This is a genomic window from Algibacter sp. (assembly GCF_039977455.1).
Classification (GTDB): Bacteria; Bacteroidota; Bacteroidia; order Flavobacteriales; family Flavobacteriaceae; genus Algibacter_B.
Genome location: NZ_JBDWDG010000029.1, coordinates 203,994 through 223,503 on the forward strand (window position 1 = coordinate 203,994; position 19,510 = coordinate 223,503).

Genomic DNA, 19,510 nt, shown 5'->3' on the forward strand with positions numbered 1-19,510 from the left:
GAAAACATTAATATTTATGAAAAGAGTATTATTAATTTTATTGGTATCTATCACAGTATTTACAAGCTGTAAAAACGATTCAAAATCTGAAAACCAAGACACTAGTAATTCATCATTAGAAGAAAAAACCGCAAAACAAAATGACGGACTTACGCTTTTAAAAGGTGAATTTGTGTATTACGATGGCGCTGCAGTTTTACAAACACATGGCAATATTTACGGTGTACTAATTACAGATAAATTAAAGGAATTAGATAAGCAAGCCCAAGGTTATAAAACAGAACCAACAGATATGGTTCTTGTTGAAATACGAGGGAAAGTTACAAATCAAAAGGACGAAAAAATTCTTTGGGACAATAAAGTTGAAATTATGGAAATCTTAAACGTTCAACCTACACCTAAAGAAAACAATAAAGTTATAAAATTAGAGAACTAACTAGAATAAAAAATAAACTACAAACTCTAAAGTCCATAGCAGAAGTAATCACTTGGGATTTTGAATTTGGAATTTTAAATATAAAGTATGTTAAAAATAAATAATTTACACGCAAGCATTGAAGATAAGAGCATCTTAAAAGGTATTAATCTTGAAGTTAAAGCCGGCGAAGTGCACGCTATTATGGGACCTAACGGTTCTGGTAAGAGTACACTAGCCTCTGTTATTGCTGGTAAGGAAGAGTACGAAGTTACCGAGGGGAATATTATTTTTGACGGTGAAGATATCGAGGAATTAGCTGCCGAAGAGCGCGCACATAAAGGCGTATTTTTATCGTTTCAATATCCTATAGAAATTCCTGGAGTTTCTGTTACTAACTTCATGAAAACAGCTATAAACGAAACACGTAAAGCAAAAGGTTTAGAGGATATGCCTGCAAAAGACATGCTTAAAATGATTCGTGAAAAATCTGAGCTATTAGAAATAGATAGAAAATTCTTGTCACGTTCATTAAACGAAGGTTTTTCTGGAGGAGAAAAGAAACGAAACGAGATTTTCCAAATGGCTATGTTAGAGCCTAAATTAGCGATCCTTGACGAAACTGATTCTGGATTAGATATCGATGCGCTTCGTATTGTAGCTAACGGTGTAAATAAATTAAAAAGTAAAGACAACGCTGTTGTTGTAATTACGCACTACCAACGTTTGTTAGATTATATCGTTCCAGATTTTGTACACGTACTTTACAATGGTCGTATCGTAAAATCTGGTGGTAAAGAACTAGCGCACGAATTAGAAGAAAAAGGTTACGACTGGATTAAAGAAGAAGTAAACGCTTAAAACAGTCTCAGTATTCAGTCTCGGTTTGCTGTAGCTCACCAAAAACTGATTACTTAAGATATCAAAACATAGTAAACAGTCTCAATCTTAGTTTTTCTTTTATTTAAAACTGAGACGACGACTGAAAACTGAAAACAATGGATTTAAAAGAAAAATTAGTATCGTCATTTTTAGCATTAGAAAACAAAGTTGATATAGACAGCTATGTGCATGATGTTAGAACTGATGCTATAAAAATATTTGAAGATAAAGGTTTCCCTTCTAAAAAAGAGGAAGCTTGGAAATACACCTCTTTAAATAGTATTTTAAAAGAAGATTATAGTGTTTTTCCTAAACAAGAAAACGCCCTAGAATTTAAGGATATTAAAAAGTACTTTATCCACGATATCGATACTTATAAAATCGTTTTTATAGACGGCAAATATGCTTCGCATTTGTCTCAAACCACACACGATGGTATCGATGTTTGTTTAATGTCTGCAGCATTAAGCAAACCCAAATACCAATTAGTTATTAATAACTATTTTAATAAAGCGGCCGAAAAAGACAGTTTAACATCCTTAAACACTGCCTTTTCTTGCGAGGGTGCATATATCCATATTCCTAAAAATAAAATAGTAGAAAAACCAATTCAAATTCTACATTTTTCAACGGGAAACGAGTCTGCTACCATGTTACAACCACGTAATTTAGTTGTAGTTGGCGAGAACTCACATGTACAAATTTTAGAACGTCACCAAAGTTTAACAGATAATGCTGTACTAACTAATAGCGTTACTGAAATTTTTGCTAGTAAACGTGCCATTGTCGATTTTTATAAAATTCAAAACGACAACGAAAACGCGACTTTAATAGACCATACTTTCGTTAAACAAAGTAGAGAAAGTTTTGCCTCGGTACACACCTTCTCTTTTGGTGGTAAATTAATACGTAATAATCTAAACTTCTATCAAGAAGGCGAACGTATCGATTCAACACTAAAAGGTATAACCATAATTGGTAACAAACAACATGTAGACCACAACACTCTTGTGCATCATATAGAACCCAATTGCGAAAGTCACCAAGATTATAAAGGTATTTTCGACGATAGATCTACAGGTGTATTTAACGGTAAAGTACTTGTAAATAAAGAAGCCCAAAAAACCAACGCTTTTCAAGCAAACAACAATATTTTAATAAGCGACAAGGCGTCTATAAACACCAAGCCGCAATTAGAAATTTTTGCCGACGATGTTAAGTGTTCTCACGGTTGTACCATTGGGCAATTAGACGAAAGTGCCATGTTTTACATGCAATCTAGAGGAATTCCAGAAAAAGAAGCCAAAGCACTTTTAATGTTTGCATTTAGTAATAACGTACTAAACTCAGTTAAAATACCAGAATTAAAGCAACGTATTACCAAAATTATCGCCAACAAATTAGGCGTAAACATTGGTTTCGATCTATAATATAATTTATCATTCCCTCGAAAGAGGGAATCTTATTTAAGAATTTAGTAAAATTTTTATTTGGAGCTAATCCCGCTTTCGGCAGTCGCTCTCTGCGAGGAGCTCCAACAAATGCCTCAATCGGGGCTAAATCATTCACCATGTTTAATGTAGAAGACATACGAAAAGACTTCCCGATACTTTCTCGTAAAGTAAATGGCAAACCTTTAGTGTATTTTGATAATGCAGCCACATCGCAAACCCCACAACAAGTTATCGATGTTATTGTAGATTATTACTCAAACTACAATGCAAACATACATCGTGGTGTGCATACATTAAGTCAAGAAGCAACCGATTTATACGAACAAGCGCGCCTTAAAATACAAGCACATTTTAATGCTAAGTTTGCGCACGAAATCATTTTTACATCGGGTACTACACACAGTATTAACTTAGTGGCAAATGGTTTTTCATCCCTTTTAAAAAAAGGTGACGACATCATTGTATCTGCATTAGAACATCATAGTAATATTGTACCTTGGCAAATGTTATGCGAACGTACTGGCGCTAGTTTAAAAGTCGTTCCAATGAATGACGAAGGCGAATTGGTCATTTCAGAATTCGAAAAATTACTATCCCCAAATACCAAACTTGTATTTGTCAATCATATTTCAAACGCATTAGGCACCATAAATCCCATAGAATTTATCATCGAAAAAGCACACCAAGTTGGTGCTGCCGTTTTAATTGATGGGGCACAATCGGCACCACACATAAAACCAGATGTACAAGCCTTAAATGCTGATTTTTATGTAACATCAGCACACAAAATTTGTGGACCTACAGGTGTTGGCATGCTTTACGGAAAAGAAGAATGGCTAAATAAATTACCCCCTTATCAAGGTGGTGGCGAAATGATAGCAGAAGTAACGTTCGAAAAAACAACATATGCCGCATTACCACATAAATTCGAAGCCGGAACACCTAACATTTGCGGAGGTATTGCCTTTGGAGCAGCGTTAGATTATATGAACAGTATCGGTTTCAAAACCATTGCCAATTATGAAAACGAGCTTTTAAAATACGCCACAAAAAAGCTTTTAGAAATAGACGGATTAAAAATTTACGGTACTTCAAAACACAAAACCTCAGTAATTTCATTCAATCTCGATGGTATTCACCCATACGATGTAGGCACCATTCTAGACAAACTTGGCATTGCAGTTAGAACAGGGCACCATTGCGCCCAACCCATCATGGATTTTTATAAAATTCCTGGTACCGTTAGAGCATCTTTTGCCTTTTACAACACCATTGCCGAAATAGATGTTTTAGTAGAAGGTATAAAAAAAGCAAAAATCATGTTAGCATAATTTATTTATCCTATTCACCTCATTAGTACTTCAACAATACTGGATAGTTTAAATTGTTAATTATATAACACTAACATGTGTTTTGTCGAATAATTAACAATTATTTAGCGTATTTATAAAATATTCTTCAAAATATTTTTATCTTCAGCAACGACTAATTCAAATTTTTATTAAAATGAAAAAATTACTTTTAAGCATGGCCGCTGTAGCCCTGTTATTCACAGCATGTGATGAAGACAAAAATGAAATCACTCAAGACCAAGAAATTGACATGAGTGATTTTTACGTTTACACCGATATTGACACTGAGGAAGCATCAAAACAAACTCAAGGAAAAGAAAGCACAAGATCTTGTTATGCCATGGCAAACTTGAATCGTCAATTAAACGAGAATCCAGGTTTGGAGAAAAAAATGTTTGAGGTTGAACACCACACAAGAAAGTTTCTTGCAGCCAAAGGAAAACCACCAACTGCAGGAGGCGGATCAGGAGGAGGGTCTGGAGAAACAGATGTTGATGTTTTACCAATTGAAGACAATTTAGGTATAATCAACATTCCTGTTTATATACATATTGTATATCCAGATGCCAACAGTATCTCTAATGCTCAAATAAATTCTCAAATGGCAACTTTAAATTCAGACTTTAGGGATATTAATACTAACCAACTTCCCTCAGGTACTACATTTGTAAATGATGCTACAGATGCAGAATTTAGTTTTTCATTAGCAGGGACTTTTAGACACAACGATTCAAAATCTTCTTGGGGCACAAATGATTCTGTAAAAAGCGCTTATCCACCAATTACTCCAGAAACTCATATGAATATTTGGGTTTGCGAAATAGGTGGAGGTATATTAGGATATGCTCAATTTCCTGGTGGAAACCAAGCAACTGATGGCATTGTTTTAGGTGGTGACTATTTTGGAAATACCGGTGGCGCATACGGTTTAGGTAGAACAGCTACTCATGAAGTTGGTCATTACCTTAACTTACGTCATATTTGGGGAGATGGAAAATGTAATAGAGATGATTTCGTCACAGATACGCCAACTGCTGGCGCTTCAAATGGAGGTTGTCCAACATTCCCTTCGGTGAGCTGTAAATCTGCTGATATGACTATGAATTATATGGATTACACTTATGATAGTTGTATGTATATGTTTACTGATGGTCAACGTAATAGAATGAGAGCTATTTTTACTTCTGGTGGCCCAAGAGCTGCAATGGTAGGAAACTAACTTTAAGCCCATTCTTATAAATATTTAAAAGGCGCCAACTTTGGCGTCTTTTTTGCATACTATTTTTAAAACATTAAACCCATGCAATTAATACAATTTTCAAGCCTTATTTTAACTATTTTTACACTACTATCTTGTAATTCCCAAAAAGGAACATCAAAGACCCAAGATAATCCCGAGCAAAAAACAATTCATTTATCAGGGACATATATCATATCATTAATAGGTACTAATAAAGATCTTCCTGATAATTTAACTATAACCTTTAATGAAGCTAATAACAAGGTTTCTGGATTTACAGGGTGCAATCGTTTTATTGGCAATTATTTTACGGATACAGCCACAATAAAATTTAGCGAATTAGCTTCAACAAAAATGTACTGTAAAGAAATCATGAATATTGAAGAGCAATTACTAAAGGCATTAGCCGAAGTTAATTCATTTTCTATTACAGATAACCAAATGAGTTTGAGAAAAAACAATGCGATTTTAATCAAAGCTTCAAAAGAAATTTCTAATAAGAAACAAGCCAAAGAAAATTATACAATCGAATATTCTGCTAAATCAAGAGGACTTGATAGACTAATAAATATTAATTATAAAAATATTTCAATAGTAGATGCTATAGACCAATCACCCTTTATAAAACCTTGCAGTGAAAACAATTGGGAAAATATTGTAAAAGCATTAAATTCTATTGATATTAAAAATATCTCGAACTTAAAAGCACCATCAGAAAAACGCTTGTTTGATGGCGCTGCAATTGCCAATTTAACCATTATTCATAATGGCAGAACCTATAAAACTAAGGCTTTTGACCATGGCAACCCACCTAAACCAATTGCTGAACTTGTTAAAGTAATACTATCAATATCCGAAAACATTGATTAGGAACTTTTGTTATTGTATTTTTGTATAAAAAGTAACCTATGAGTATTGAAGACATTCAAAACGAAATAATAGACGAGTTCTCAATGTTTGAAGATTGGGAAGAGCGTTACCAATATATGATTGACTTAGGGAAAGATTTACCCTTAATTAATGAACAATATAAAACTGAAAGCAACATTATAAAAGGTTGCCAAAGTAAAGTTTGGGTTCATGCAGAAATGAACGATGATAAAATAGAGTTTACCGCAGACAGTGATGCAATAATTACAAAAGGCATCATAGCTATTTTAATACGTACATTTTCAAATCAGCATCCACAAGATATTATCGATGCCAATACCGATTTTATTGATAAAATTGGTTTAAAAGAACATTTATCACCAACACGAGCTAATGGTTTAGTAAGTATGGTGAAACAACTAAAAATGTATGCCATAGCATACCAAACACAGTTAAAATAGTTTATTATGAGCGAAGCCATAGATACTGCCGAATTAGGCGAAAAAATAGTAAACGTACTAAAAACGATTTACGATCCAGAAATTCCTGTTGATATTTACGAATTAGGATTAATTTACGATGTATTTGTAAACGAGGATTACGATGTTAAAATATTAATGACCTTAACAACACCAAACTGTCCTGTTGCTGAAACGCTTCCTTTAGAAGTTGAAGAAAAAGTAAAATCCCTTAACGAAGTAAAAGATGCCGAAGTAGAAATTACTTTCGATCCGCCTTGGACACAAGAGTTAATGAGTGAAGAAGCGAAGCTAGAGTTAGGTATGCTTTAATTCAGCTTGCTATATTTAGTCTTTAGTAAACCGTACATCTAACAAAATTTTACACAAATAAACAACTTACATTCTTGAAAGACGAGATTATAAATCGCGTAGCGAATAGCAAACTAGTTACCATAGACCTTGAGGATTACTATCCTAAAGGTAATCGTGTATTGTTTGATATTAAAGATTGGCTTTTTGAAGGATTTGTGCTTCGAGAAAAAGATTTTAGAGCGCAAGTTAAAGCGTTCGACTGGAGCCAATATCAAGATGCTTATGTAGCATTAACGTGTAGTACCGATGCCATAATTCCGGGTTGGGCCTACATGTTTTTAAGTATTCAGCTAGAACCTTATGCTAAAAAAACAATAGTTGGTAATTTGGATAATTTAGAAACTTCTATTTATCAAGACATCATCAATACTATCGATGTTTCCGACTTTAAAAACAAGCCTATAATAATAAAAGGCTGTTCAAATAAACCCGTACCTCAAAACGCATACATCATGCTTTCCAACAAGTTACAAACTGTAGCTAAGTCTATTATGTATGGAGAGGCTTGTTCTTCCGTTCCCCTTTTTAAAAAATTGTAATTATTTTGTGACAAAACAATTATAGATGCGTCTAAAAGGTATATTTGTAAAAATTTTTAACAAAAATTAAAATTATGAAAAAATTATTTTTCACTTTATTATTATCTGTTAGCGTTTTATCAATAAACGCCCAAACAAAAGAAGAGCTACAAGCTCAGAAATCTGAAAAACAAGCTATCGCAGATGCTGCTCAAGCTGAAGCTAACGCTTTACAAGCCAAAATTAATGCTATTCCAGGATGGCGAAAAGGTGCTTTTGGTACAATTGGAGGAAACTTATCTAACTTTAACAATTGGTATTCTCAAGGCACTCCTAATAATGCTTCTGGTAACATTGGCTTCACTGTAAATGCTTTTGCTAATTTAATTGAAGACAAATTTTTCTGGAGAAACTCATTAAATACAAATTTAAACTGGATAAAACTAGACAATAAAGACAACGGAACGGATGCAGACGATAGTTTTGAGCCTTCTACTGATGTTTTTAACATCTCATCTTTATACGGTAGAAATATTACTAAAACACTGGCTGTTTCTGGATTAGCTGAATATAGAACAACTCTATTAGATAACTTCAACGATCCTGGATATTTAGATATTGGTATTGGTGCTACATGGACACCTATTGAAAACCTAATCGTAGTTGTTCACCCATTAAACTACAACTTTGTATTTGCTGATGGCGATTCTGTTTTCGATTCATCTTTAGGCGCTAAAATTGTTGCAGATTATACAAGACAAATTGGAGCTATTAACTTCAAAACAAACTTCTCTACATTCCAAAGTTACAAATCTGGAGATTTATCGAACTTTACATGGACAAACTCTTTTAGCTACACGTTATGGAAAATGATTGGTGTTGGTTTCGATTTTGGATTAAGAAGCAACAAACAAGAGGCTTTAAATTACATCCAAAATTTACCGATAGCAGATGGTGGTAACCCTTCTGAAACTTTTGATTCTGTAGACAACAAATTACAATCTTATTATACTATTGGTTTAAGTTATAAATTCTAATAACTTTTGCCTTAACGGAAGAAATAAAAAAACGCACATCAATTGATGTGCGTTTTTTTATTATTTTAACTATTTTTTATTGCCCTTAAATTTCCGTTTTTTCTTTTTACCACTGAAAATTCTTTTTAAAAATCCATCTCGTTTTTCTTCACGACAATCGAGATCGGAAACTACTTTATCTGAAGGTGTTTCAAAATAACTTTTTGTTATGCCGTTATACTTGGAATCTTTATTCAATTTAGAGTAAAACTTCGCGAATATTGGAAGTGCGGAATTTGCACCTTGCCCTAATCCGGTTGTTTTAAAACCTATGGCTTGGTTATCATTTCCAACCCAAGTTACGGTTACCAATTTTGGCGTAATACCAACAAACCAACCATCTTTATTATCTTGGGTAGTTCCGGTTTTTCCAGCAATATCACTTTTTAATCCATAGGTTGATCTTAATCTAGACGCCGTACCTTTATTAACTGTAGATTGCATGATTTCTAGCATAACTTGGCGAGTATAATCTTTAAAAGCAGGTTCTGCAACATCTGGCTCAAAGGCAGCTATAACCCTTCCATTTCTATCTGTGACTTTAGTAATTGAGAATGGCTTAACCGGTTTGCTATCATTTACATAACTAGCATAAGCACCTGTAAGCTCTTTTAAATTAATTTCAGTAACACCAAGCGCTATAGAAGGTAAATTAGGCAACTCTTTTTTAATTCCCAATCGCTTTGCTTGCTCTAATACCTTTGGAATTCCAACCTCATTTAAAACCTTTACAGCAATAGTGTTAACAGAATTACTCAGCGCCATTTCTAGATTATAATTAAGGTGCGGATCGTCATTTTCACCGCCAGAGTTTGACGGTGTCCAATTATTAAAATTACTATAAGTAACTTCAGCCAAAGAAAAATATGCGCATGGTTTCATCCCATTTTCAATGGCTGCCGTGTAAACAAAAGGCTTAAATGTAGAACCAACTTGACGTTCACTTTGCGACACATGATCGTATTTAAAATAACGATAATCAATCCCTCCAATATAGACTTTAATAGCTCCCGTTTTAGGGGCAATACTTAACATACCTGTATTTAAAAATTTCAAATAATGCTGTAAACTGTCTATAACACTCGCCTTTTTAATAGTATCTCCTTCCCATAGAAATAATTGGGTATCTTGTTTTTTAGAAAGCGAATCTCTAATTTGACCTTCAGTTAAACCTGCTTCCTTAAATACCTTATACTGCGGTAGTTTTTTTAAAGCAACTTCTATTAATTTCTTATTCTTCTGCCATGGGGCTGCACTTCCGTAAGAACGCTCAAAACTCTGCTGCAAGGTGATAAGGTGCTCTTTCATGGCCTCTTCGGCCATTTTTTGCATACCCAAATCCAGAGTCGTGTGTATTATAAGTCCGTCGCGATATAAATCGTAAGCTTCGCCATTTGGTTTTTTTATACTATCTAAAATAACCGCCAATTCTTTTTTAACCTGTGCTCTAAAATAAGGCGCAATACCTACATCGTGGTTAAACGATTTGTAATCTAGCCCCAATGACTTATTGGCGTAATGATTAGCAGAATCTTGAGACATATTTCCATACTTTACCATTTGACTGAGTACAACATTACGCCTACCCACGCTTCGTTGTGGGTGCAATCTTGGGTTGTAATAGTTATTAGCTTTTAAGGAACCAACAAGAGTGGCCGCTTCACCTATTGTAAGTTCAAACGCTGGTTTATTAAAAAATTTTCGCGCTGCGCTTTCAATGCCATAGGTATTGTCAGAAAAAGGCACCGTGTTGAAATACATGGTAAGAATCTCATGTTTAGAGTATATGGTTTCAATACGTTTCGCAATTATAGCTTCTCGAAATTTATTGATTAGCATACTAAAAAACCTATAATTAGTTCTTCCGTATAGGTTTTTTGCTAGCTGTAAAGTTATGGTGCTTCCGCCCCCAGCAGATTTATCTTGAAGTAAAATACTTTTTACAAATACCCGCATTAAACTCACATTATCAATACCATCATGTTCAAAAAAGCGAACGTCTTCAGTTGCCACTAAGGCGTCAATAAGGTGTTTTGGTAAATCTTCATAATGCAGAGGCTGCCTATCATAAACATAATATTTACCAATAAGTTGCCCTTCTTCATCTAAAACTTGAGTAGCTTCTTCTTGCTTAATAAAACTTAGTTCTGCAGGTGTTGGCACTTTTCCAAAAGCACCCAAATAAATACTAATGTATAGGCTTATAAAAAATATTAAAACGGATATGAAACCAACACTTACCCATTTCACCCATTTATTTCGAAATAAATTTTTAAGAAATACCATCTGTGGTTTTATCTATTCCATATCTTCATAATTGTAATCTGGATATAAGAATGCATTGTATGGAAAACGCGTAACGTGAATTTCGCGAACCTCATCATAAACGCGTTTTTTAAAATCCTCTAAATTCTTTTTATTTAAGGCAGAAATAAATAAAGCGTTATTCCCCACTTTGCTCATCCATGTGCTTTTCCATTCCTCAAGCGAGTAGTGTTTTTCGGTACGTTCGGTTTGCAGATCGTCTTCCTCCAAAGGTTCTGCGGTATAGGCGTCAATTTTATTAAACACCATAATGGTTGGCTTGTCACCACTTTTTATTTCTCCTAATATTTTCTCTACAGATGCGATGTGCTCTTCAAAATTAGGGTGAGAAATATCCACCACGTGCAATAACAAATCGGCTTCCCGAACCTCATCAAGTGTACTTTTAAAACTATCTACTAATTGGGTTGGAAGTTTTCTAATAAACCCTACCGTATCACTTAATAAAAATGGCAAGTTTTGAATAACGACTTTACGCACTGTGGTATCTAAAGTTGCAAACAATTTATTTTCGGCAAAAACGTCACTTTTACTTACAACATTCATAAGCGTAGATTTCCCCACATTGGTATACCCTACCAGAGCAACGCGTACCATTTTACCACGGTTACCACGTTGAACGGCCATTTGCTTATCGATGGTTTTAATACGAGCCTTAAGCAAGGCTATTTTATCGCGTACAATACGTCTATCTGTTTCAATTTCGGTTTCACCAGGTCCGCGCATTCCTATCCCCCCTTTTTGACGTTCAAGGTGTGTCCACATCCCTCTTAAACGTGGCAGTAAATATTCACATTGCGCTAATTCCACTTGAGTTCGAGCATAACTTGTTTGCGCTCGTTGTGCAAAAATATCGAGTATTAAATTAGTTCTATCTAATACTTTTACGTTTAGTATTTTACTAATATTTCGTTCTTGCGCAGACGATAACTCGTCATCAAAAATAGCGGTACTTATGTCGTTATCTTCAATAAATTGACGAACATCCTCCATTTTACCTGTACCAATAAAGGTTTTTGGATTAGGCATATCCATTTTTTGCGTAAAACGTTTTATAGCATATCCACCTGCGGTATAGGTTAAAAACTCCAATTCATCTAAATATTCTTTAGACTTTTCTTCATTTTGGTCTTTAGTAATAACGCCAATTAACACTGCGCGTTCTAAAGAAATATCTTTCTCTTCTATCATAATACAAAGTTACACAATTGCCATGATTTTATTTTTAATATTTTAATTCCATTTTTCGCCTATAATTCGATTAATTCTAATACCAATAAAATAAAAACTTCCAAATTATTCCCAACTACATCGCAACGTCTAATTTAAAAAATGATTATTATTTGTTTAAATATTTTTAGCATATTTTTGACTTATGACAGAACCTTTTGATGATATTCCTATGCGCCAAGATATGCAAGTTGTGGCGTTTTATAATGTTGAAAATTTATTTGATTTAAAAAACAACAAATTTAAACATGACAATGATTTTTTGCCGAGGTCTATTAAAAAATGGACCCCTAAACGTTACCAAAATAAATTACGAAAAATAGGTTATGCCATTTCTAATATTGGTAGACGAGAAACAGGAAAACACCCAGCATTGGTTGGTTTATCCGAAGTAGAAAACGCTACAGTCCTTAAAGATTTAATTGCCTCTAAACATTTAAAAGCATGTAATTATAGCTATATCCTTTTTGATTCAAAGGATGAACGTGGTATAGATGTAGCCTTATTATACGACACAAAAGTATTTAAAGTAACTCATTCTGAAGCTTTTACAATCGCGTTAACTGATCTAGATGGTTCTGAAGATTACACACGCGATGTTTTATTAGTCTCTGGAATTTTAGAAAACGAAAATGTTCATATTATTGTAAACCATTGGTCCTCTAGACGAGAAGGTCAAAAAGAAACAGAATTAAAACGTTTGGCATCTTCAAAAAAAGTAAGCGATATTATTGAAACTTTAAAAAAAGAAAATGAAGATGCTAAAATCTTGGTATTAGGCGATTTTAACGACACCCCACAAAACATTAGTATTAAACGTTTGGTAGACAATTATGGCTTATATAACCCAATGGAAACCTTACGGTCTTTTACTCGGGGCTCGGTAAAACATAGGCGCCAATGGTTTGTTTTCGATCAAATATTAGTTTCTACCAATTTTTTTAAGAGTTCTAAAAACGAATTCGAATTCTACAAAGCTAATATTTTTGATGAAGACTTCTTAAAGCTATTTAAAGGGCCATTTAAAGGATCGCCATATAGAACGTATGCTGGACCTAAATACATAGGTGGTTACAGCGACCATTTTCCAGTTTACATTATTTTGAAGAAATAATTATATGGCTTGAAAAAGCACAAAAGTCAACCCTAATATTGCAAGTGGTAATAACCAAAGCACATAAATATTATAAGATAACTTTTTATTTTTTAACATTTTAGCATTTAACACCTTCCGTTTTCTACCACCATATTGCATCCAATTTTTAAAATAAAGAAAAATAGAAACTAATATAATTAAAGTCCATGCTTTAGGTGCCGACATGGTATTAACATGCATTTGCCTAAAAAAGCCTGCAAAAAACACGCCTAAAAGCAATAGCAAACTGCATTGTAAACCAGTTACGTAAAACGTAGCAATATTATTAGCTTTCTTATTTTTTTTGATTTTGTAATACTGAAAGAAATGAAAAAAAAGGGCGTCGAATATGGTCATTGATTACTTTATATGCAAAGTTAATGTGAAATCTTTAAGATTAGCACAATTTTAGGATTTAGTTCGGTTTTTTTTATTTTTTCAAAACATCTTCTTCAAGAATATAATTAATATATCCTTCTGTAGAATTTTCTTTATAAATAATTTTTGCTGGGTTCCCTATAACTAAAGAGTTATCGGGAACATCCATATTTACAAACGAATTGGGAGCAATTAAAACATTATTACCAACCTTTATATTCCCTACTATAACAGCACCTGTACCTATCCAAACTTTATCACCAATTTTTGGACACCCTTTTAACTTTCCTCTATTTGCACTCCCTATTGTTGTAGAATGAGCTATGTTACAGTGCTTTCCAATTACTACATCGCGATTAATTACTATAGTTCCAAAATGCCCAATATAAAAGCCTTCTCCTATTGAGGTCGTACTTTCAATTTGATAGCCATATTTAAATGTAAGCTTTCTAAATATAATTCTATAATAAATCCCTAACAATGAAAGTTTTTTATGATTAGATACTTTTCGAAGATAATACATAAATCGAAAACCAGGTGTTTTTTTTCCGTCTCGCACGTTAATTAAACCCCCATGTCGATATAAATCGGCTTTAATAATGTTATTTATATTTCTACTTTTATCCATGACTATTTATAAATAGCAAACTTATATATTTTTAAGAGATATTTGTTATTTTATATATCTAGTGTAATTAAAACTATAACTTATAATCTACACTAATCTCATCTAATTCGTAAATGCCATCAAAGGAATCTTGCCCACTTCCAGTGTACTTAAAAGCAATATGAATAGTTCCTGAAATACAAGATAAATCGACATTACCCGAATTAAACCAAGCAGAAAAGGAATCGGAATCTTTAACAACATAAGCTGCCGATAACACACCCCAAGTTGCGGTGAGTATATTGGCTTCTACTCCATCCCAATCCAAGGAATACAAGACTTCCATATAACTACTATCAGCCAAACTATTAGAGGTTTTAAATCGTAAAGTTTCGCCATCTTGATCATCTAAATTTATAGCAGGCGTTATTAACCAGCCTATATTACTAATATCCCCAGAACTGGCCGATTGAAATCTAGCAGAACGCCCCAACGATGCGTTTGATGATGTAGACGAATAGCCTTCCCATGCTTCTGTTCCTCTTTCCATAAAATTTGTCCAACCATCAATCTCAACGGGTTTATTATTACTTTGATCTTCAAAATCTTCGTGTAGTAAATTACTAGCACCAACAGTTTCGGCAATGCCACAGGTTAATTCTACAGGATCGCAACGTGTATCATTATTTAAATTAATGTCTGCCGAACTATTTGGCACCAACACATTAAAATCATCGCCATAATCGCGACTAAAAACCCCGGTTACACTACCCTTACCTTGCGGAATGATTAAGGATTTAAAATCGGAAAATGTACTGGTTTGCATTATCATTTGTATTCCAGAATCACAACTTTCTAATAAGCGTAAACCATCAAACTCATCGAACGACTCGCTAGCATAGGTAGCCCCGAGTTCAAATCGATTTAATTGCATATTATCTAACTGAATCAAGGTGTTTTCATCGGCCTCAGATAAATCGGCCAACCCAGAAATTTTAGGTTGTATTTCTGCTATTTCATTGCTTCGTATTACGATATCTTTATATTCTGCCGGTTGAATTTGCTCTACCTGAACGGCATTTCCTTTTCCAATAGTTATCACTCCGCTAGTTTCTCCAACTGTTAATCCATCCATTTTCACATATACCTTTTGGCCAAATTGATAGGTATCAGATAAGCTGCTCACATTAATATCTACTTTAAAACCAAGTCGAGGATCTGTATCGGGACTACTATCATCCGTTTTATTCTGAATAATTAGCTCTTCAAAGAAGTTACCAGATTTATCAGAAGACACCACATAACCTTCAATATACAAATCGGTGTCATCGTCAATAATCACAGAAGTATTCCCATTATTTACAGCCTGTTCATAAAGCGATTTTACAGCCTTAAAAGTGGTTATTTGCTCTTGCGGAATACTAGGTTCTGTAATCGAAATTTCTGGCGTGCTATAATCTTCATCCTTTACGCAAGACGAAAAAAGCGTTCCCAAAATCATGATTTTTAAAAAAACTGAAATTTTATTCATAACTCGTATTTTTATTTTTTTTGGGGGCCGCCTGCCTAACGGCAGACAGGTTACCACATTGGTCAGGCTATCCGCTACAAGCCTAAATCCTGTGGGCTTTTATTCATGCTCTCCTATTTTATATTCAAGAATTCATGAACCAAAATGTTTACTACTACCCCAAACAGGCAGCACAACTTAATTAAACATTTAGGATTACCTTAAAACCTAACATTTAAATTTAAAAAATAGGTTGCACCTCTACCATACCAATATTTCGCACCAAAAACTGGAGTATCCAAAGCTTTATCATCTCGCAATTCGCGATAATTAGCATTTCTTCCTTGCTCGAAACCTCCCGTTTTATAAACTTCATCCAACACATTATTAATACTTGCAAAAAAGCCAATGTAATACTTACCTATTTTCCACGATTTTCCACCCACCAAATTCACCGACATATAATCCTCAAACCGTTCTTGTTTTAAAAGTGCTCTGGCTAAATCTTCATCATAATCATTAAACACATTTCCATCAAAATCGGTATTAAAATTAGAAGATCTGGTTAATGGACTGACATCTACATAGGTATCTTTAAAAAAATTGACCGTTGCACCAAACCACCAATAATCGGGGTCCCGATATTCAAAACCTACAGAAAATGCCGATTGCGGACCTGAGGCGAGCCTATAATTTTTTAAATTTGATTTACCAAAATCTTTAAATCCGTTTATAAATCCAGCGGCTTCTGCTTCATCATCCGGTTCTGTGGATAAAAATAAATTAGGGTTATTAGCATAAGTAAATTGCCCTACTGCCGCAGCCCCTTTAAATTTAATAGTAGGTGTTACTTGGGCTTCCACTCCTAGTTCTCCACCTAAATGCATTTTATCAATACCCTGCAAAATTTCTTGAACAAAAGCTGTATTATCGCCTCCAATTCCATCGGCAAAAAAGAAAGAAATCTCACTAGCATCTGCAATTTTAGTGTAATAACCCGTTAATTTAGCTTTTACAATTGGTGAACGAAATATATAACTCGCATCCATAGATATTACGGTTTCATTCCCAATATCTGGAACTGTATTATGATTTTCTCTAGAATTAGAATATGTGTTTTGAATGGTTGGAGCTCTTGAAATACAGCCAATATTAAAATCGATTACGTGTTTACCGGTTAGTTTATAAGTAACACCTCCTTTTGCGCCAAAACCTGTAAAACTAATCGTATGACCTCGACCTAATGAACTATCTGGAAAACCACCGTTTTGATACATACCCTCTCTTTCATATGTCGTGTTTTTCATACTACCCGAAACATAAAAATCTACTTTGTTATAACTGAATTGAGATTGCGCATAAATCCCTAATTCATTTGAAAAAAGATTATAATGATACTTAAATTTATCTCCTACACCCACAATTCTGTTTGGGTTTAACAAATCGTTTTGTGCTTCGTCAATTTGAGTAGCAAAACCATCAACATCCAAATAAGTTAATGCCCCTAGTAAATCAATTACCTCTGCAAAATTTTCAGATTTTAAAGATTTGTAATGTATTCCTGCATTGAATATAATATTATCATTTAATTGGTTGGTTAAAATAGTGTTTATTGTAATTTGTGTATCATCAACACGGTCTTCATACAAGGCATAAATGGCATTCCCTCCATTTTGAGAATTCCCTAGATTGGCTGAGTACATTGCATTCCAATCTATTTGACCATTATCTTGAAACGCTTTTAAAGCACCATAAGCAACACCTAAATTATCCGGAAAATTACGCTCGGCATAACTTGGTAACTTTTGATAATAGGTCGGACTCGGGTTTGAAGCCCCACCTTGTGGGAAACCATCAATTAAATCGGTGCCATTATAATCTAATCGGCTATTCCCTATTTTTCCGAATTGAAAGGCAACGTTGGTATTTAAAGTTGCCTTACTATTAAAATCCCAATAATGGTTCAACATAAGTATGGGTTCATTGACTTCTTTTATTCTAGAATTTCGTTTCTCACCATCTTGCCAACCCCAATATTCGTTATATTTAATATTCTTTAAATCAAAAACTTCTTGGGTATTGGGCGACGATTTACCTCTGCGGTTAGGCGTATAAATAGCGGTTAAATTAAGACTATGATTGTTATTTATTTTCTTTTCCACGGAAGTAAAAAAAGAATTTGAGCTATAACTTGTTGCATCTTGATAACCTTCATTTCCCCAACGTCTGCCTATAGAAATAGTGTAAGCCCAATTATTTTTCAACAAACCCGAAGCATGAGTTGCCATAAGCCTATTGGTGTAGCTTCTATTGGCGGACGAATAGGTTAACCGGCTTCCTGGTCTAGCTTTTGAAGCTCTTACATTTATATTGGTAGTGCCCAGTACACCACCAAAATTATAGTTTGAAGGTGTTAAACCCCATGTCAGTTCTTGATTTCGTAATACATCGTTTAAACCTCCCCAATTACTCCACTGTGGCCTACCGTTATAGGTTTTATTCATTTCGATACCGTTTATTAGAATAGAGCCATTTTTAGAATCTAAACCCCGTACACGAAAAAAAGATGAGCTGAACTCGAAAGCTGCGGTTCTTTGAAAAATATCTAATGATGATGCTAACAGCCCTGATATGTTATCTGCTCCACTTACATCATCATTCAACTCGTCGTCTGATAATGTTATGGTAAACAAATCTGCTGTTTGTGATAGGTCGCGTTCTAAAACCATATCTGAAATGTTAACTGTTTGTCCTACATTTACAATTATAGGATAACGTTTTGTAATAAACCCTGATTTTGAAATTCGTAGAATTTGCTCACCCAACGGAACATTTTCTTTAAACACGAATATCCCTAAAGCATCAGTCAACTTAAATAAACTCGATTTTTCAATTTCAACAGTAACACCCTCAATAGGTTCATAGGATAACACATCCAACACGCTACCTTCAATTACCGTGTTTTGGGCATGGAAAAGCTGGGATAAAATTCCAAATAAAAAAATGAAGGCAATTTTTTTCATAAGTAGTTTTGCAACGCAATGTTTTTAAATCGTCACTTTTTTAAAGATAAAATTTACGATATTTATTACAATTTAAAAACTTTGACTGTAAATTTTGTAATTTAACACCAATAAAATCTATGTATTGCGTAATGAAATTCTTAAAAAACTATACTATCATTATAGTATTAACTATGTCTTTAGGCATCTATGCGCAAGACAAAACATTCAAAATACATACGGTTGCTTTTTACAATCTCGAAAACTTATTTGATACTATAAATGATCCTAATAAATTCGATGAGTACAGCCCAATGATGGCATTGAAAGTAAATCGAGGAGAAGCATATCTTAATAAAATCAGAAATATGTCGCGCGTAATTTCTGAAATAGGTCAAGAAACCACTCAAAATGCTCCAGCTCTTCTAGGTGTTTGCGAAGTGGAAAACAAAACTGTATTAGAAGATTTGGTTAACGACTCTCTATTACTCAAGAAAAGCTATGGCATTGTACATTATGATTCGCCCGACATTAGAGGTATTGACGTGGCATTACTCTATCAAAAAACGATATTTACACCCATAAGAACTAGTTCTCATACTTTGAAAATTTATGATGAACAAGATCAAAAAAGAATATACACAAGAGACCAGTTATTAGTTAGCGGTAAACTAGAAGACGAA

Annotated in this window: 17 protein-coding genes and 1 pseudogene; 12 read left to right on the forward strand and 6 right to left on the reverse strand. The window is 33.9% G+C overall.

Annotated elements, in window-relative coordinates:
- Nucleotides 1-16: 16 nt before the first annotated feature.
- The 10 genes from ABJM36_RS14375 (at nucleotide 17) to ABJM36_RS14420 (ending at nucleotide 8,601) form a co-directional block, all read left to right on the forward strand.
- The gene (locus tag ABJM36_RS14375) at nucleotides 17-436 is read left to right on the forward strand and encodes a hypothetical protein (RefSeq protein ID WP_348452193.1); all 420 of its coding nucleotides are present in this window, start codon (nucleotides 17-19) and stop codon (nucleotides 434-436) included.
- 87 nt (nucleotides 437-523) lie between these two features.
- Nucleotides 524-1,276: a Fe-S cluster assembly ATPase SufC gene (sufC, locus tag ABJM36_RS14380; protein ID WP_348452194.1), complete on the forward strand. Its 753-nt coding sequence runs from the start codon at nucleotides 524-526 to the stop codon at nucleotides 1,274-1,276.
- Between the two features lie 137 nt (nucleotides 1,277-1,413).
- On the forward strand, nucleotides 1,414-2,727 hold the full coding sequence (gene sufD, locus ABJM36_RS14385; RefSeq protein WP_348452195.1) for a Fe-S cluster assembly protein SufD: 1,314 nt from the start codon (nucleotides 1,414-1,416) through the stop codon (nucleotides 2,725-2,727).
- A gap of 140 nt (nucleotides 2,728-2,867) precedes the next feature.
- Nucleotides 2,868-4,082, forward strand: coding sequence for a cysteine desulfurase (locus tag ABJM36_RS14390; protein WP_348452196.1), 1,215 nt, complete (start codon nucleotides 2,868-2,870; stop codon nucleotides 4,080-4,082).
- Nucleotides 4,083-4,257: 175 nt separating this feature from the next.
- Nucleotides 4,258-5,322: a zinc metalloprotease gene (locus tag ABJM36_RS14395; RefSeq protein WP_348452197.1), complete on the forward strand. Its 1,065-nt coding sequence runs from the start codon at nucleotides 4,258-4,260 to the stop codon at nucleotides 5,320-5,322.
- Between the two features lie 81 nt (nucleotides 5,323-5,403).
- Nucleotides 5,404-6,213 (forward strand): META domain-containing protein, encoded by an 810-nt coding sequence (locus ABJM36_RS14400; protein ID WP_348452198.1) that lies wholly within the window; start codon nucleotides 5,404-5,406, stop codon nucleotides 6,211-6,213.
- Between the two features lie 38 nt (nucleotides 6,214-6,251).
- Entirely contained in the window at nucleotides 6,252-6,674 is a 423-nt protein-coding gene (locus tag ABJM36_RS14405) for a SufE family protein (protein ID WP_348452199.1), read from the forward strand.
- A 6-nt stretch (nucleotides 6,675-6,680) separates the two neighbouring features.
- The gene (locus tag ABJM36_RS14410; protein ID WP_348452200.1) at nucleotides 6,681-7,004 is read left to right on the forward strand and encodes an SUF system Fe-S cluster assembly protein; all 324 of its coding nucleotides are present in this window, start codon (nucleotides 6,681-6,683) and stop codon (nucleotides 7,002-7,004) included.
- Nucleotides 7,005-7,078: 74 nt separating this feature from the next.
- On the forward strand, nucleotides 7,079-7,585 hold the full coding sequence (locus tag ABJM36_RS14415) for a DUF2480 family protein (RefSeq protein ID WP_348452201.1): 507 nt from the start codon (nucleotides 7,079-7,081) through the stop codon (nucleotides 7,583-7,585).
- A 74-nt stretch (nucleotides 7,586-7,659) separates the two neighbouring features.
- Entirely contained in the window at nucleotides 7,660-8,601 is a 942-nt protein-coding gene (locus tag ABJM36_RS14420; RefSeq protein ID WP_348452202.1) for a DUF3078 domain-containing protein, read from the forward strand.
- A 69-nt stretch (nucleotides 8,602-8,670) separates the two neighbouring features.
- Here the strand turns inward: ABJM36_RS14420 and ABJM36_RS14425 are convergent, their stop codons facing one another.
- On the reverse strand, nucleotides 8,671-10,926 hold the full coding sequence (locus ABJM36_RS14425) for a transglycosylase domain-containing protein (protein WP_348452203.1): 2,256 nt from the start codon (nucleotides 10,924-10,926) through the stop codon (nucleotides 8,671-8,673).
- A 12-nt stretch (nucleotides 10,927-10,938) separates the two neighbouring features.
- Nucleotides 10,939-12,156, reverse strand: a complete 1,218-nt coding sequence (hflX, locus tag ABJM36_RS14430; RefSeq protein ID WP_348452204.1) for a GTPase HflX — start codon at nucleotides 12,154-12,156, stop codon at nucleotides 10,939-10,941.
- 184 nt (nucleotides 12,157-12,340) lie between these two features.
- Here hflX and ABJM36_RS14435 point away from each other — a divergent pair, with 184 nt between their 5' ends.
- Nucleotides 12,341-13,309 (forward strand): endonuclease, encoded by a 969-nt coding sequence (locus ABJM36_RS14435; protein WP_348452205.1) that lies wholly within the window; start codon nucleotides 12,341-12,343, stop codon nucleotides 13,307-13,309.
- On the opposite strand, the gene ABJM36_RS14440 is transcribed toward ABJM36_RS14435, so the two are convergent.
- From ABJM36_RS14440 to ABJM36_RS14455, 4 genes are all read right to left on the reverse strand, one after another.
- Entirely contained in the window at nucleotides 13,310-13,687 is a 378-nt protein-coding gene (locus tag ABJM36_RS14440; protein WP_348452206.1) for a hypothetical protein, read from the reverse strand.
- Nucleotides 13,688-13,760: 73 nt separating this feature from the next.
- Nucleotides 13,761-14,336 carry a serine acetyltransferase gene (locus ABJM36_RS14445; RefSeq protein ID WP_348452207.1) on the reverse strand — a complete coding sequence of 192 codons (576 nt, stop codon included), beginning with the start codon at nucleotides 14,334-14,336 and terminating at the stop codon, nucleotides 13,761-13,763.
- Between the two features lie 73 nt (nucleotides 14,337-14,409).
- The gene (locus ABJM36_RS14450) at nucleotides 14,410-15,846 is read right to left on the reverse strand and encodes a DUF5689 domain-containing protein (protein ID WP_348452208.1); all 1,437 of its coding nucleotides are present in this window, start codon (nucleotides 15,844-15,846) and stop codon (nucleotides 14,410-14,412) included.
- Between the two features lie 200 nt (nucleotides 15,847-16,046).
- Nucleotides 16,047-18,848, reverse strand: coding sequence for a TonB-dependent receptor (locus tag ABJM36_RS14455; protein ID WP_348452209.1), 2,802 nt, complete (start codon nucleotides 18,846-18,848; stop codon nucleotides 16,047-16,049).
- Nucleotides 18,849-19,021: 173 nt separating this feature from the next.
- On the opposite strand from ABJM36_RS14455, the pseudogene ABJM36_RS14460 reads away from it, so the two are divergent.
- Nucleotides 19,022-19,510: pseudogene (locus tag ABJM36_RS14460) on the forward strand (endonuclease/exonuclease/phosphatase family protein); the annotation flags it as partial.

Coding starts and splice junctions, on each gene's coding strand:
- ABJM36_RS14435 (WP_348452205.1), top strand. CDS start 12,341: ATGACAGAACCTTTTGATGATATTCCTATGCGCCAAGATATGCAAGTT.
- ABJM36_RS14425 (WP_348452203.1), bottom strand. CDS start 10,926: ATGGTATTTCTTAAAAATTTATTTCGAAATAAATGGGTGAAATGGGTA.
- ABJM36_RS14450 (WP_348452208.1), bottom strand. CDS start 15,846: ATGAATAAAATTTCAGTTTTTTTAAAAATCATGATTTTGGGAACGCTT.
- ABJM36_RS14405 (WP_348452199.1), top strand. CDS start 6,252: ATGAGTATTGAAGACATTCAAAACGAAATAATAGACGAGTTCTCAATG.
- ABJM36_RS14400 (WP_348452198.1), top strand. CDS start 5,404: ATGCAATTAATACAATTTTCAAGCCTTATTTTAACTATTTTTACACTA.
- sufC (WP_348452194.1), top strand. CDS start 524: ATGTTAAAAATAAATAATTTACACGCAAGCATTGAAGATAAGAGCATC.
- ABJM36_RS14410 (WP_348452200.1), top strand. CDS start 6,681: ATGAGCGAAGCCATAGATACTGCCGAATTAGGCGAAAAAATAGTAAAC.
- ABJM36_RS14445 (WP_348452207.1), bottom strand. CDS start 14,336: ATGGATAAAAGTAGAAATATAAATAACATTATTAAAGCCGATTTATAT.
- hflX (WP_348452204.1), bottom strand. CDS start 12,156: ATGATAGAAGAGAAAGATATTTCTTTAGAACGCGCAGTGTTAATTGGC.
- ABJM36_RS14440 (WP_348452206.1), bottom strand. CDS start 13,687: ATGACCATATTCGACGCCCTTTTTTTTCATTTCTTTCAGTATTACAAA.
- ABJM36_RS14455 (WP_348452209.1), bottom strand. CDS start 18,848: ATGAAAAAAATTGCCTTCATTTTTTTATTTGGAATTTTATCCCAGCTT.
- ABJM36_RS14390 (WP_348452196.1), top strand. CDS start 2,868: ATGTTTAATGTAGAAGACATACGAAAAGACTTCCCGATACTTTCTCGT.
- ABJM36_RS14375 (WP_348452193.1), top strand. CDS start 17: ATGAAAAGAGTATTATTAATTTTATTGGTATCTATCACAGTATTTACA.
- sufD (WP_348452195.1), top strand. CDS start 1,414: ATGGATTTAAAAGAAAAATTAGTATCGTCATTTTTAGCATTAGAAAAC.
- ABJM36_RS14395 (WP_348452197.1), top strand. CDS start 4,258: ATGAAAAAATTACTTTTAAGCATGGCCGCTGTAGCCCTGTTATTCACA.
- ABJM36_RS14420 (WP_348452202.1), top strand. CDS start 7,660: ATGAAAAAATTATTTTTCACTTTATTATTATCTGTTAGCGTTTTATCA.